The 14,516-nt window shown below is 65.3% G+C and carries 9 protein-coding genes; all 9 read right to left on the reverse strand.

Annotation, left to right across the window (positions count from 1 at the left end; translation table 11 throughout):
• Window positions 1–201 precede the first annotated feature (201 nt).
• The 9 genes from bcsC to bcsE are packed head-to-tail and all read right to left on the reverse strand — an operon-like array spanning window position 202 to window position 13,908.
• On the reverse strand, window positions 202–3,723 hold the full coding sequence (bcsC, locus tag ACIP1G_RS08590) for a cellulose synthase complex outer membrane protein BcsC (RefSeq protein WP_400735470.1): 3,522 nt from the start codon (window positions 3,721–3,723) through the stop codon (window positions 202–204).
• The gene (gene bcsZ / locus ACIP1G_RS08595) at window positions 3,711–4,826 is read right to left on the reverse strand and encodes a cellulose synthase complex periplasmic endoglucanase BcsZ (protein ID WP_400735583.1); all 1,116 of its coding nucleotides are present in this window, start codon (window positions 4,824–4,826) and stop codon (window positions 3,711–3,713) included. The genes bcsC and bcsZ overlap by 13 nt, the downstream gene beginning before the upstream one ends.
• Entirely contained in the window at window positions 4,826–7,108 is a 2,283-nt protein-coding gene (gene bcsB / locus ACIP1G_RS08600; protein WP_400735472.1) for a cellulose biosynthesis cyclic di-GMP-binding regulatory protein BcsB, read from the reverse strand. Before bcsB ends, bcsZ begins: the two co-directional genes overlap by 1 nt.
• Entirely contained in the window at window positions 7,105–9,714 is a 2,610-nt protein-coding gene (gene bcsA, locus ACIP1G_RS08605; RefSeq protein ID WP_400735474.1) for a UDP-forming cellulose synthase catalytic subunit, read from the reverse strand. The genes bcsB and bcsA overlap by 4 nt, the downstream gene beginning before the upstream one ends.
• Window positions 9,711–10,418, reverse strand: coding sequence for a cellulose biosynthesis protein BcsQ (gene bcsQ, locus ACIP1G_RS08610; RefSeq protein ID WP_400735476.1), 708 nt, complete (start codon window positions 10,416–10,418; stop codon window positions 9,711–9,713). Before bcsQ ends, bcsA begins: the two co-directional genes overlap by 4 nt.
• On the reverse strand, window positions 10,415–10,633 hold the full coding sequence (bcsR, locus tag ACIP1G_RS08615) for a cellulose biosynthesis protein BcsR (RefSeq protein WP_400735478.1): 219 nt from the start codon (window positions 10,631–10,633) through the stop codon (window positions 10,415–10,417). The genes bcsQ and bcsR overlap by 4 nt, the downstream gene beginning before the upstream one ends.
• The gene (gene bcsG / locus ACIP1G_RS08620) at window positions 10,630–12,243 is read right to left on the reverse strand and encodes a cellulose biosynthesis protein BcsG (protein WP_400735480.1); all 1,614 of its coding nucleotides are present in this window, start codon (window positions 12,241–12,243) and stop codon (window positions 10,630–10,632) included. The genes bcsR and bcsG overlap by 4 nt, the downstream gene beginning before the upstream one ends.
• Window positions 12,236–12,421, reverse strand: coding sequence for a cellulose biosynthesis protein BcsF (bcsF, locus tag ACIP1G_RS08625; RefSeq protein WP_400735482.1), 186 nt, complete (start codon window positions 12,419–12,421; stop codon window positions 12,236–12,238). Before bcsF ends, bcsG begins: the two co-directional genes overlap by 8 nt.
• Window positions 12,418–13,908, reverse strand: coding sequence for a cellulose biosynthesis protein BcsE (gene bcsE / locus ACIP1G_RS08630; protein ID WP_400735484.1), 1,491 nt, complete (start codon window positions 13,906–13,908; stop codon window positions 12,418–12,420). The genes bcsF and bcsE overlap by 4 nt, the downstream gene beginning before the upstream one ends.
• Between the last annotated feature and the right edge of the window lie 608 nt (window positions 13,909–14,516).

A 14,516-nucleotide genomic window follows, 5' to 3' on the forward strand; every position in this document is an offset into this window, starting at 1 on the left:
ATGGCTGGATAATGGTGCGGCGGCACACGCTGTGTCAACAGCCGATGCTGTCCAGATGAGAGCAACTGCCTTGCTCAAATTCCAAAAAACTTGCACTGCCCCTGTGGGAGCGGGTTCACCCGCGAATGCATCAGTGGGTTCAACGACGCATTCGCGGGTGAACCCGCTCCTACAATGGCCGTGCAAAGGCAAACCCCGCAGTCAACGCCACTCGCTGTAGGGCTCCAGCGCTGTCACCGGCAGCGCCAGGTTGCCGCGCCATGGCTCGAACAGGTAGCGCAAGTAGAGCATGGCATGGCTAGGCGCATAGTCATCGCTGTGCTGCCAGTCGAACCCGCCGCCCAACACCCATTGGTCGCTCAGCCGCCGCTCGAACAGGCCGCGCAGGCGGTAACCCAGCCCGCTGCTGTCGCTGGCGTCGAGCCTGGCATCGATGTTGGACTCGCCAATGTCATATCGATCCATCAGCTTGCGGTTGAGGTGCAAGTCCGGATAGAGCCGGCTGCGGCCGCTGTGGGCCTGGGACCAGCTGACGGAACCTTCCAGCAGGACCGACCAGTCGTAGTTGCGCCAGGCATAAGTGACCGGCACGCCCACCGAGCTGTAGCGCTGCGGGCTGTAGTAACCGCCCTGCCCCAGGCTGTAGCCACCCAGGTCCTTGTCGTGCCGCCAGTGCATCAGCGTCAAGCCAACGCGCACACGCTCGTCGGCCTTATCCAGCACGCGGTGGTAATAGCCGGCCATGGCGCGGGTGCGCTGGTTGTCGGCGACGTTTTCGCCATACAGCCAGTGGTGCCCCAGGCTGGCCCAGACCCCGTTGTCACCGCCTTTGTCCCAGCTCAGTCCGAGTGTGGCGCCGTTGGCCGTGACCCCGCCCCAGTGCACACCCGTCCGAGGGTCGCGTGCCCCGGCGAACGACAGCAGCGAGTTGCTCATTGGCCGCCGCGAAGCCGTCAGCGACCACCCAACCTGGCCAAGGTCACCGTTGACCGTGGCGCCACCCAACCAGTTGTTGATCGCGTAGCCTTGGGTGCTACCCAGGTCGAAGGCCCAGCGGCTGCCCTGCCAACCCAGCGCCAACACACTGCCGTCAGCGGTTTGCGAACCGCCCTCGCAGGCGGGCAGCGACTTTCCGTCAGTGCCCTGACCAACAAACTGACAGCTACCGAAATCAGGCGTGTACCCCCCCTGGTCGTTCTGCTCGAACGACCCCGCATCCATGCCAATGCGCTCCACTCGCGCAAAAGCAGTGCCGTCCTGCCAAGGGGTATCGACATGCAACAAGGTCGACTGAGTACTCAGTTCGGACGTACCCGGTGTACCGTCGTCCTCGCGCCAGCCATAGTCGTGCTTCAGCGTCACGTGGGTATTGCGTTGGCGATACAGCGCATCGACGTCGCTACGCAGGCTGCGTGCCAGCCAGTCATCGGCGTCCTGCTCGCGGCTGGCCAATGTGAGTGCGCGGTCATCCCGTGGCGAGACGGAGGCACGCTCCAGTAACTGCGCGTCGGCCATCGCCGCAGCGTAAAGGTCCAATGCCCGTTGCGGGTCATCCTGCGCCACCAGGCGGGCGGCGTCACGCCGCAACAACGGGTCGGGGCGAGCCTGCTGCGCGGCTATCCGGTCGAGCAGCCTGGCCGCCTGTTGGTGCTCGCCCAAGGCGACCCAGACAGCCGCCAGGCGCCGTTGGGCGTTGCTGTCATCCGTGGCCAGTTGTGGCACCTGCACGCCAAGCATGTGCCGGGCCTGCGCCAGGTTGCCTTCGGCCACCGCACTTTCCATCACCCCAAGGCGCGCTTCGGGTCGCCCGGGCTGTACGGCCAGCACGCGTTGGTAATAGCCACGCGCCTTGCCAGGCTCGCCGCGCGCTGCTGCCCATTCGGCCAACAGCATCAGGTCGTCTGGGCTACCCTCGCCACGCGCCAGGCTGGCTTCGAGCAGGGCTGTCGCCTCGGCACTGCGGCCTTGGGCCTGCAGCTGCTGCGCCGAGGCCAGGGTCATGCGCCGCCGAATACGCTGTTCCAGCGCGTGCATGTCGGCATTCCAGGCCGCTTGCGGTACTGCGCCCAGGCTGTCGAGGGCCAAGGCATCACGGTCGCTGGACTCCAGGTACAGCCCGTGGGCGTAGCGGGTTGCCGGGTCGTGCGGCTGGTGTTGCACAACCCTGGCAAATGCCACATCGGCCTCGGCGGTGCGCCCTTGGTGGCGCAGGCTGTTGGCCAATTGATAAACCAGCCAAGGCTCATCGGGGGCCAAGGCCGTGGCCTGGCCCAGCACTTTGCTGGCTGTCGGCCAATCTTCGCGCTGCAGGGCCTGGTCCCCTTGCTGGCGCAGGCGTGCAAGCTCCAGGCTGCGGCGCAAGCTGGCGAACTGCGCTTGCTGGCGTGGCGGCAGGTTGTCCAGATACGCCCGGGCCTTGTCGGGTGATTGCGCCTGGTACACACGCATCAGGCCGCGCACGGCGCTTTCGTTATCCGGCGCCATGCGCCGGACCTGCAAATACTGCCGTTCGGCAGCAGCCGCATCGTCTTCGGCCAACGAAACATCCGCCAGCCCCAACAAGGCGAACGGGTCGTCCGGGCGCTGCTGGCGTGCCTGCTGATAAAGTGAACGCGCTGTGCGCATGTCCTTTGCCTCAAGCGCGCGGTCTGCCTTCTGCAGCACTGCCCAATAACGGCTCACCAACTCCATGTCGTGCCATTTGCTGATCTTGTAGCTGTCCTGCTCCTTGGCTGTCGCTGCGCGGAAAGAGGCGTTGGCACCCTCGTAACGCTTTTGCGACATCAAGGCATAGCCCAGGGCGCCATGCAGGCTGGCGTCATCCGGGTATTGGCGCAACGCCCGGCGCAGTTGCACTTCAGCTTCGCCATTGCGGCCCTGGTCGAGCAACGCCTTGCCGCGCTGGCCCGCTTGCCAGGACGGGTCAGCCAGCAGGCTACGCTGCTGGCGCAGGGTCTCGCTGGCCTGCGCCAGCAGTGGCGAGGCCGGGTAGCGTCGGAGGAAGGCTTGCCAGGCCGCGGCGCTGGCGGCGCTTACCGCTTGCCCGGCCAGGTAGTCGAACTCACGCTGGGCAGCGGCATCCCGTGCACCGGGGTCGCGGGCCAGTTGGTCGAGCAATGCCAGCGCTTCGCGGTCGCGATTTTCGGCGAACAACCAGCCGGCCAGGGTCTGGCGCAACCCGGCATTGCCTGGGTATTGCTGGTCCAGCTGCTGCAACTGCCTGATCGCTTCAGGGCGTTGACCCGGCAGGTTGCCACGCACGCGCCAGTAGTCCAGGGCAAGCTCAAGGCTGGGAGGTTCACCGGCGAACAACTGCTCATAAGCCGCCAACGCCTCTTCATTGCGCCCGGTAACGGCCAGCAGTCGCGCTTGCTGCAAGCGCCGCGCGATCTCTGGTTGCTGCAGCTCAAGCAGGCGCCTGGCCTGGCGTGCCTGCAAGCTGCCAGGCGCGATGGCACTGATCCGGGCACCCAACTGCTCGGCCTCGGCGCTGTTCTTTTCGCGCAATGCCAGCTTCAAGGCCGCCAACAGCACATCCGGGTTGCGCGGTTCGAGCAATTGCAGGCGGCCCAGCGCATCACGCACCAGGTCGTCGCGGTGCAGCGCTTCGCCGCGGCGTACCTGGTCCAGCAACCATTGCCGCTGCTCACTGGCATCCTTGGGTTGCGCCGCGGCCTGGCAGGTCACTGCCGCCAGCATCAGCACGCCAATCATTCGCTGCATGGCGCGCTCCAGGTCGGTAACAAGCGGCCGTACGAGTCAAACCGGTAGCGGCCTTCGTCCCAGCCCTGGCCAAACAGCGCCAGCACCTGGCTGTAATACGCCTTGGCTTCGACCGGCTGCTCGCGCAAGCGCTGGCGCTGGGCCGCCAAGGCCGCCACGTGCTCCGGCGACGCCGCCAGCAATGGCAGCAACGCCGCAGAAAAACCCGCCGGGCCATGGCCACTGGCCTTGGCGTTGTGGGCATCCACCTGCTCTGGTGGCAACCCTTGTTTCTGGGTCAAGGCCGCCATCGGGGCATAATGGGCCACCAGTTCGGCACGCTGTGCCGCGTCCTTGGCCAGCATGCCGACCCACAGGTAAACACGGATGGCGTCGTAGTCGCCGGCATTGCCATGTTGCGGGTCTGCCGCCAGCTCACCGGCCGGCGTCCACAGCAGCCAGTCCGGGGCAAAGCCCTTGGGCGACGAAGCTAGCCACAAACGGCGGGTGTTGGCTGCCAGCTCACCCCACAGCGGGTCCACCAGGCTGAAGCGGTCGAACAATTGCAGCGGCAGGTAGCTCGGGTTCAAGCGGGTGCCGTGGGCATCCTCGAAGCCGTAGTCACCTGGCAGCAGCATCACCCCCAGCCCCGGCAGCTTGCGCACGGTCTGCGCGGCAATGCGCCACAGCAAGCGCTGCCCCAGTTGCGTATAGGCCGGCTCGCGCCACAGGCGCCCCGCTTCCAGCAGGCTGTAGGCAATCCACAGGTCGGCGTCACTGGCGTTGTTGGCATCCAGCACCTGCCACTGTTGCTGGCCGTTACGGCCCCACAGCCAGGCCGGCAGGTGCCCGGCCAGGTCGCCTTCAGCCAGGTTGTTGCTGGTCCAGCGCAGCAGCTGCGCGAAGGCCTGCCGGTCATTGCCCACCAGGGCGAAGAACAACGCATAGCTCTGCCCTTCCGAGGTGGTGATCAGTCGCTCATCGCTCGGGTCGATGACCCGCCCGTCGACACTCACCAGCTCGGCCTTGAAGCGGTCCCAGGCCGGCCACGGGCAGGCCGGCGCGGCACTGACGAAAACGGGCAAGCCCAAGGCGACCAAACCTGCCAGCCACTGGCGCATCATCATTGCGCCTCACCCAGGCGACGCCGGCTCGCCCAGCGCAGTGCCCGCCACAGCAGGAAGGCGAACAGCACCACGCAGATGGCCGCGATAGCCGCCAGCAGCACCGGGTGCTCGGACAAGTGGTACCACAGCAACAGCCACCACGGCAGTGCGCCAACAAAGTAGTAGTCGCCGACAAACTGGCTGCTCACGCCACTGCTGCGCACCAGCGTCACCGAGCCGGCCACGGCATCAAGCTTGCCCACATCGCCGAGCACGTCACGCAACAACGCGTAGTCGCTGTCGCTGTTCGCCAGCAGCGCAACCACACTGCGTTGCTCATGGAACGGCGATTTCAGCCCGGTGATGGCCGCAATCGGCGCCTGCGCACTGACTGCCACGCGGCTGCTGGCGGGCACCGCTGCGGTATCGAAACGCTGGCTGCCCGGCAGCCCGGTGCTACGGCCTTGCAGCAGCCAGTCACGCTGGGCACTGAGCAGCAGGCCAAGGTTGGGCACATCGTCCAGCGCCCCAGGCAAGCTGCCGATAAGCAGCAAATCGGCATCTGCCGCTGCGGCCTGTTGCCAGTCATCAGCCAGCTTCAGGCCAAGTGCCGGGTAGCCGATCTGCCCGGCCAGCCCGCCAACCGTGTCGAGCAAAATGCCAACCTGCATCGCCGTGGGCTTGGCTGGCACGATGGCCAGGGTCTCGGAAAGGTCGGCCATGCGGCTGAACGGGAAGCCGCTGCGGGCAAATGCGCGCAGGTCGGGCATGGCGATGTAGTGATGGTAACCGGACAGGTCGATGGTCGAGTTGTCGTCGATGGCCGCACGCACGTCCACCGGCAGCGACGTCTGGCAACGGTCGCGCTGGGCACTGCCCAGGGTGCTGGCAAAGCTGAAATCGAAGCGCAGGCGGTTGCGGTCGCCAATCTTCAGCGCCGGCACCAGCGACTTCTCAGTCAGTGCCGTGCTGTCACCGGACAACACCGCCAGGCGCATTTCTTCGAGCGTGCCGCCGCGCCGGTCATTGCCCACCAGCGGCATGCTGGTGATGTACTGGTCGTTGACGCTGATGCTCAGGCGCGATTCGTCGCTCACTGCCGGCGCCGTATAGCGGTACAGCGTGCGCAGCGGAATACCCTGGTTGCGCCACACAAACAAGTCGGGCGGCAGGTTCAGCTCCAGCGTGACCGGCCGCGGTTGCAGGCCACTGACCTGCAGCTGCTCAGGGTAATCGAGCAGTTCGGCGAAGCGTACCGGCCGGTCGGTGCGCGTCCAGTTCGGCGCATCATAGGGTTGGCGCGGTTGCAGCGCAGTCATCTGCTCCACCTTCACCCGGGCCCCGCGGAACAGGTTGTTGCCAACCGCCAGCGCCGAGGCGGCCTTGACCAGGTCGTCGTCATTGCGGCCCAGCACCAACAGCACTTTGCTGAAGCGGTCGTGCGGGTGGTCGATCATCTGCAGTACCGGGCCGTCGACCCGTGGAAACTGCTGCAGGTCGGCCAGGAATGCCGGGCGGCGGTCATTGGTCGCGAACACGATGCTCGGTGCGGGCTTGTCGGCCCGGGCCGGCAGGCTGTTGTACAGCACCGGGAAGGTTGCTTTGCGCCAGCCGGCCTGGCTGCCGAAGTAGGACGCCAGGATCGCCGCCGCCCGCTGCTCACCCAGGCTCGGCACGCCACTGAACACCACCGGCAGCTCTACTTTGCCCGTATCACGCGCATCGAAGAACGGCAGCGGGAAATACGCCAGGTCGTTTTCCAGCGCCAGCGCCTGCTCGTGCAACTGCACCTGGCTCTTGCGGTTCAGGTTCAGCCACAGGCCGCTGTGCGCCGGGTCTTCGCAAATGTCGGTGTAGTGCCCGACGAACTCCAGGCGTACCCGGTTGAAGTCGCTGAGCAGCTTAGGGTCCAGTGGCAACTGCCGGCGCACGCGCTGGCCCAGCTGGTCCTTCTCCACCGGCACCACGCCCATCAGTTCGTCGTTGAGGTAGACACGCAGGTGCGACAGGTTAGGCAGCAGCGCGGGCGAAGGCGTGTAGTCCAGTTGCAAGCTGGCGTCGGTGGCCAGGCGGTCGCGTCGCAGGCCGAATTCGATATGCTCGCTGTTGCGTACACCCAGCAGCAGGCTGTCGGACGCATGCCCGAGCTGCTCGAAGGTTTTCGTCACCGGCCAGTTCGGTACCGTGGGTACGGCGGGCTCGGCAAGCGGGGCTACAGAGGCGGCAGCGGCGCTTTGCGACAAGGCGGCAAACAGTGCCATCGCCAGGCCCCAGGTACGCGCGGGATAACCAGTCATCATGCGTCTCGATCAACAGGGTTCATGGAAGGGAAAGGCCGCGGCGTGCGGGGCCTGTAACTGGCCAGCCAGTGCACCAGCAGGCGCAGTGGGCGCAACCACGCCCGCAGCCACGGCGGCATGTGCTCGACCAGGCGCAGGTAACCGACAGCACCCAGTTTCAGCACATCGACCAGGCTGCGCAGCGGCCGCTCGACCTCATGCTGCTCGTTCCAGCCAAGCCAGGCATCGGCACGGGCAAAGGTGCAATGCACCAGATCGATGCGCTGTTGCTGGCTGAGGTCGTGGAACACCAGGCCCACGTGTTGCCCGACCGTACGGGTGACATAGGCCTGGAAGGCGAACTCGCGCTGGCCACGGTTGAGCAGCAGGCGCACCTGCTCGCCTGGCTTCAGCACCAGCCCCTGTTGCAACTGCAGGCCGACGCCGCCGTCGGAATAATCGACCAGGCTGCAGGGGTAGGCGTGACCGCTGGCCAGCACCAGCCCCGCCGGCAGGCACATCTGCACGCGGTGGGCACGGCGCACTTGGCGCACTTCGGCGGCCACGGCAACCGCGGCACCGATGATCAGCAGGTTGTAGACCACCCACAGCGAGCTGACGATCACCGTGCCGACTTCTGCCGCAGGGCCTGTGAACAAGCGCCACACGGCAAAGCCCAGGCCAGCCACGTTGAGCGCCGCCAGCCACAAGTAAGGCTGGGCGATACGCCAGTCGAACTGCTCCTGCTCCATCAGGCCGCCCTTGGCGGTGACGTTGAACTTGCCTTTTTTCGGCGCAAACAGCGCGACCGTGGTCGGCCGTGCGATGTACCAGGCCAGCACGGTCTCGTAGACCTCGCCCCAGAAGGTTTGCCGGTACTTGCCCTGCATGCGCGAGTTGGTCAGGCTGGCGTGGATCATGTGCGGCAGCACGTACAGCAGAATCATCAACGCCGGCGCATAGATGATGTAGGCATGCAGCAACAGGAACGCCAGTGGCGCGGTGAGGAACACCAGCCGCGGCAGGCCGGCCAGAAAGTGCAGCATCGCGTTGGCATAGCACACCCGCTGGAACAGGCTCAGGCCGCGCCCGAACAGCGGGTTGTCGGTGCGGAAGATCTGCACCATGCCGCGGGCCCAGCGAATACGCTGGCCAATGTGCGCCGACAGGCTCTCGGTGGCCAGGCCAGCTGCCTGCGGGATACTCAGGTACGCCGACGACCAGCCTTGGCGGTGCATGCGCAAGGCGGTGTGGGCATCTTCGGTGACGGTCTCGACGGCAAAGCCGCCGATGCTCTTCAATGCGCTACGGCGCAGCACGGCACACGAGCCGCAGAAGAACGCCGCGTTCCACATGTCGTTGCCGTTCTGGATCAGGCCGTAGAACAGTTCGCCTTCATTGGGGCGGCGGCGGAACGAACCGAGGTTGCGCTCGAACGGGTCCGGCGAGAAGAAATAATGCGGCGTCTGCACCAGTGCCAGCTTCGGGTCCTTGAGGAACCAGCCCACGGTCAGTTGCAGGAAGGAACGCACCGGTACATGGTCGCAGTCGAAGATGGCGATCAGCTCGCTGTCGGTCACACCCAGTGCGTGGTTGAGGTTACCGGCCTTGGCATGCTTGCTGTCCGGCCGCACGATATAGCCCACCCCCACTTCGTCGGCGAACGCGCGGAACGCATCGCGCCGCCCATCATCGAGGATATAGATGCGCAGGCACTCGCGTGGCCAGTCCAGGCCCAAGGCGGCCAGTACCGTGGTGCGCACCACCGACAAGTCTTCGTTGTAGGTAGGGATCAGCAGGTCGACGGTCGGCCAGTGCTGCGGGTTGGTCGGCAGGTTGGCCGGTTTGCGCTGCAACGGCCAGCTGGTCTGGATATAGCCCAGAATCAGCACGAACCACGAATAGGTCTCGGCCGCCAGCAGGATCACCCCACACACCAGGTCGGTGGTGTCGTTCCAGTTCAAGGTCGAGGTGTAGCGCCACCACAGGTAACGGCAGGAAATGATGGTCGACAGCACGATCAGCATCAGGGTCGGGAAGCGGCCTGGCATGTGCCGCACCAGCATGGCAATACCCAGCAGCAGGCAAATGAACACCAGCTGCGCCAGGTAGCCGAACGGCTCGGTCACACACAGCAGGGCCAGGCCGATGGCGCACAGTGTCAGTACGCTGTAGAACGCCCGCCGGGCGAACGTGCTCAAGCCGCGTAGACGCGCCGAGGCTGCATGGGTGAAGACACTGGTGCGGTAGCGCGCGGGCAGCTGTTGCAGCCTGCCGATCAGCAGGCCATGGTAGTGGCGTACCCACTTGCCTGTGCCCCGCAGCTGCACATTTACGGCAGCCCAGGCGCGGCGCGCGTGCCCTGGGGCGCGCGGCACCGGCTGGCGCCGCAGCAGCAGCCACAGGCTCTGGATCAACAGCCGCACAGGGTCGCCCAGGCTCGGGCGTTTGCCCGTCAGCTGCGGGTACAAGCGCTGGCGCTCGGCCAACAGCGCCTGCCAGGCGGGCGCTTCCAGGCGCAGGAACAGGAACGCCAGCCACACGCCGAGGGTAAACAGCACGGCAACTGGCCACCGCGCGCCGCGTGCAGTGAACCAGGCGTAGGCCGACAGCGGGTTCAAGCTCACGACTGGCGCCTCGTCAGGCAGCGCACCGCCAGGCTCTGCACATCCCGGCAGGCCAGGCTTTGCGGCGCGTAATGGCCAAGCGGTGCCTTGCACGCCAGGGCTTCGAGAAAGGCCTCGTCGCGGTGCACCAGCTGGATCGGCAAGCGATCACGAAACAGGTCGCGCCACACCATCAACAGGTCACTCTGCAAGCGGCTGGCCGGGTCGTAGCGGTTGACCAGCAGCAGGTCGTAGTGCTCGATCGGCCGGCGCCCTAGCAGCAGGTGGCTAGCCATTTCAGCCTCGACCACCAGCACCTGCACATCGGTCTCGACGCTGTAGCCAAACGCATCGGCCGGCGGCTGTGGCAGGTCGAACAGCAACCAGTCGAAGTGCTCGGCCAGCTCGGCCTGGTGCGTGCGCCAGGTCGCAGCGTTTGGCAACGGCGGCTGCGTGCCGGCAGGCAGGTTGCCGAACGGCATCAAGCACAGGCCATCGACCACCTCGTACAAGGCATCGCTGAACGGCCGCCCTTCCCGCTCGGCAAGCGCCCAGCCCTCGCGTATGTCGAGGGGCAAGTTGAAGTGCAGCCCGAGCAAGTTGCTTGGGCACAGGTCGATCAGCAGCACCCGCTCGCCCACCCCCTGCAGCGCATAGCCCAGCGCGGCCAGCAAGGCACTGCGCCCCAGGCCGCCGCGTACGCCATGCAACGCCAGGCTGGTCATGGCGACACCACGCCGCGTTGCGACGCAGTTGCGTAGCCCAGGCCCTGGGCGTTGGCCCGGCAGCTCTCAGCCAGCAACGGCCAGCGCTGCATGGCCTGCTGAACACCCACCAGCATGGAGATGTCCTGGTAGTTCAGGCCCGGCATGTCCAGGTGCTGGCGCAGTTGGGCAATATCGTCGCTACGATCGGCGGGGTCAGCATTGCCAGGCGTCATGGACGCTCCTTGGGGATGGGCTGCCAGTCGGGCTGGCCTTGCAGGCGCATGTAGGCGCGCCCCTGGTAGTTCAAAACCTGCGCACCGGAGGTTTCGGCGACTTGCTCGGTGGTCGGCAGGTCGGTCAGCAGGCTGGGCACATCCAGCACCTGCTGCTGGCCCAGGCCCGCATACACGCGCGAGATCAGCTCGGACAAGGCCAGGTAGCTGGTCGGTGCCGAAACACGCAGCGGCTCGTTGCGGGCAGGCTGCCCCATGCCGATGAACTTGAGGCCGACCGGCACATGGGTAATCGACGGTGTGGGGATTTCGCGCATGCCCGACAGCTGCATGCGGTCGCCATGCAGCGCGGCGCCATGCTCCGGGACAATGGCCACCACTACACGGCGGCCGCTGCGGTCCAGCTCATCGAGGAAGGTGCCAAGCTCGCCGAACAGGCGATTGGCGCGGGTGGCGTAATCGGCCACGCGGGTACCGCCGTCTGCGGTGACGATACGGTTGCCGTCATGCAGGCTGATGCTGTTATAGAACAGCGACACATGCTCGGCCGACGTCCCTTTGCGCTGCCCCCACCAACGGCGCAACACGTCCAGGTCGCTGGCAATCGGCGAATCGTCGAAGCCCACCAGTGCCCGTGGGAAGTCGGTGTTGCGCATGCCAGGTTGCGGCATGTGCTGCTGGGTGATGTCGCCGATGAAGTTGTCGAACCGGCCGCTGTGGTTGAGCAAGGTGTTGCTCTGGAAACCAAGCCTGGCCAGGTTCTGGAACAGCAGGCACTGCTCCGGGGCCGGCTGGTACAGGCCCGCGTGCGACGACTGCCCGCAGCTGGCACGCAGCACGCGAATGGCAGCCGGCCCGCTGTAGGAGGTAGCCGAATTGAACTGATCGAAGAGCACGTCCATGCGCGACAACAGTGGGTTGTCCCGCAGCCCGACGGCAGACAGGTCATCCCAGGCCAGCGAACAGATGTTGATCACCAGCAGGTCGAACGGCTGCTCATCCGCGTTCACGGCAGGGAACGCTGTCACCCGTTCGCGCTCACTGCTGAAGAACCGCTCAAGCCAGCTGTCGAGCGTGGCATTGTCGGCAAGCGCAGCGGCCGGCACCGGCTCGGTCGAGCTGCCTGCCACTGCGCTGGGCGCATGGCTCGCGACCAGCGACGGCAGGCCGCCAACGGCCAGCCACGCCAGCCCCAGCAGGCTCAAGGTACTCAGGCGCAACCAATGGCGCAGGTACAGGTAACCCACCAGCAACAGCGCCAGTGCCCCCAGCAACTGCCAGTTGATGAAGCGGCCCAGCAGTTCGAGCAGGTAGTCCCACGAGAAATCCAGCACCCCTGGCTGTGCCAGCAGGCGGCTGAAAGGTGGCAACCAGGTGTCTTGGTAGAACAATGCGATACCCAACGGCACTGCCACCAGCTGCCGCGCTATGCGCAGCCACTTGCACGGCAACGGGATCAGCAGAAACGCAGCAAACAGCAGGTTCGGCAGCACCTGGAAGTCGAGCATGCCCAAGGCGACTAGCAGGAACTTGGCCAGGAAATAGAGATTCCACCCTCCCAGTCCAGGCCATCTGGCCAGTACCGGGAGGGAGGCTGTGGTATTAGTCATTGCGGGGTTCCCGGCGTGCTGCGCGGTGGCGTACGCCCAACGGTTTCAGGTAACGGGGGGAAAGGCGGCGGCGCAACCAGCCGCGCAACACGGCGTGCACGCGCAGCACCAGCAGGGCCAGGCCCAAAGTAACCAGCGCCGTAATGCCGACCACTTGCAGCAGTTGCACGAAGTTCATGCGTTACCCCGCTTGCCCAGGGTAACCTTGCGCGGTGCCAGGGCCGGCCTGGTCAGTGCAGATAGCGGCGCCGCCGGGTCTGGCCGGGGTGGCCGTGGCAAGCTGTCGTCGAGGAAGGCCGGGGTGTTCAGGCTGTCGACGCCGGCAAGCACCTCCTGGCTGATGAACAGCTCTTTCCATGACAACTGGAAGATGTGGTCAAGCGCCTGTTCGACGCCTTCGGAGCGGCAGGCGAACAGGAACAGCAACAGCACATCGCCAACCACACAAGCGATGTCGCCGTCGCGGCGGAACACCGTACGCGAGCATGCCTGCAGCGGGGTCAGGCCCGGGGCCGGGCGCAACACCAGCAATTGGTGGACGATTTCGCCGTTACGCACCCCGTGCCACATGGTCTGCACGGCTTCGGCGAACGTACGGGGCGCCACCAGCCCGCACAGGGCCAGTGGCCGCAGGCGTGCGAGCAAGGCATCGAAGTCGCTTGGCAGGTGCCGGCGCCAGACGTACCCCTGGATGCTCTCGACCATGGTCAGGAAGCGCGACAGGCTGGCGCCGAATGGCACGATCTGGCTGGCGCCACAGGCCAGCAACAGCTGCTCATCCTGATAGCGCAGGGTCGGCGCCATCTCGCGTACTACCAGCTTCAGGGCATTGCCACGCAATTGGCGCAGCTGGTGCAGCTGGCGCGCCAGGCTATCCAGACGCTGCCCACCGTCCATGGCGAATATCACCGTGGCAGAAACCGCTCGGCTGGCCTTGGCGGCCAATTCGTCAAGGTTTTCGCAGACCTGCCAGTGTTCGGAGAACGCGGGCGCACCCTCCAGTACCGAGCGCTGGGCCAGGCATAGCAGCTCGTCGCCACCGGTGTCGGTGGGAGCCTGTGGCGCGCTGGCGGCGGCAAAACCTGCGTCCTGGCGCACCAGCTCAACGTCGCGGGTGCCGGCCTTACCGAGCAGGTTGCTCCAGAAATGCTGCAGGTAGCGCACCCCGCCTTTGCCGCGGTACACCTGGGCCAGCCCGTCGACGCCCTGGTTGAACGCACGCAGGTGCTCCACCAGCCCGGCACTCTGCCCGCTGCTTATTACCAGTAGTAGCGCAGCCTCGGCCAACAGCAGCGGGCGCAGCGTATTGCACCAGCGCTCGACCGTGCCGGCCGCCCAGATGTCGGCAGGCGCCAGCAGCACGAGCACGCGCCCAGGCACATCAATGCGCGGCAGATCATCGACCAGGTGCAGGGTGGCTTGTGGGGAGGCTTCGTACAGCGCCAGTTCCGCCGGCCCCTGCGCCGCATCGAGCGAACCCAGCACATCAGCCATGGCTTGCGCATCGGCGATCAGGGTTGCTTTAGCGTGTTCGGGCATCCCTCCGAGCACTTGGCGGCATAGCAAGGCGGCGTCTTCTGCGGTGTCACAGGCTAACCAATACAGTCCTTGTACATGCAACTGGCTGCTTTCGGCACCTAAGCCGGAAATTGCCAGTAACGGCATTCCATTCGTCAAAACACTGGCTCTGCATTAAAAATTGAAACGGTTTGAAAGGTGAATCTGACACATGTGTCGTTGAGGACCTGTGATCCACGTCAATAAAACGACAAAACACAGAGGTCTCGGCGAAACTCGTCAATTCTACAGCACCAAGGCGAAATGGAATCAACCGAAAATGTAATAAATTGCAAAGTTGTGTAAACAACAGCTTTTATTTGGGTTTTTCTGGGCACAAGCAAAAGCCCCCACAGGCAGGCCTGGGGGGCTATTTTTTGATCGGGCTGATAAGGCATTTTGGCTGCGAGGTGCTTGTCGCAAGATTTTCAGCGCCTTTGAGATCGAGCGCCGCAGGTGTTTACCGAAACATTTTCAGCGCCTAGGAGATCGAGCGCCGCCCGCGCGGCGCTTCGCGGCTAAAGCCGCTCCTACATTTGTTTCGGGCCAGTATCGCCTGTGCCAGACGCGCGCGACCGCCTTGTTTGTACGACGCGATATCGAGGCATGCGCCAAAGCGTTCGCGCGCAAATTCCACAGAAATAATTGGCCCGAAACAAACGTAGGAGCGGCTTTAGCCGCGAAGCGCCGCGCGGGCGGCGCTCGATCTCATAGGC

This window comes from Pseudomonas sp. NPDC089392, assembly GCF_044749595.1.
GTDB lineage: Bacteria > Pseudomonadota > Gammaproteobacteria > Pseudomonadales > Pseudomonadaceae > Aquipseudomonas.

Coding starts and splice junctions, on each gene's coding strand:
- bcsC (WP_400735470.1), bottom strand. CDS start 3,723: ATGCAGCGAATGATTGGCGTGCTGATGCTGGCGGCAGTGACCTGCCAG.
- bcsZ (WP_400735583.1), bottom strand. CDS start 4,826: ATGATGCGCCAGTGGCTGGCAGGTTTGGTCGCCTTGGGCTTGCCCGTT.
- bcsB (WP_400735472.1), bottom strand. CDS start 7,108: ATGATGACTGGTTATCCCGCGCGTACCTGGGGCCTGGCGATGGCACTG.
- bcsQ (WP_400735476.1), bottom strand. CDS start 10,418: ATGACCAGCCTGGCGTTGCATGGCGTACGCGGCGGCCTGGGGCGCAGT.
- bcsR (WP_400735478.1), bottom strand. CDS start 10,633: ATGACGCCTGGCAATGCTGACCCCGCCGATCGTAGCGACGATATTGCC.
- bcsG (WP_400735480.1), bottom strand. CDS start 12,243: ATGACTAATACCACAGCCTCCCTCCCGGTACTGGCCAGATGGCCTGGA.
- bcsF (WP_400735482.1), bottom strand. CDS start 12,421: ATGAACTTCGTGCAACTGCTGCAAGTGGTCGGCATTACGGCGCTGGTT.
- bcsE (WP_400735484.1), bottom strand. CDS start 13,908: ATGCCGTTACTGGCAATTTCCGGCTTAGGTGCCGAAAGCAGCCAGTTG.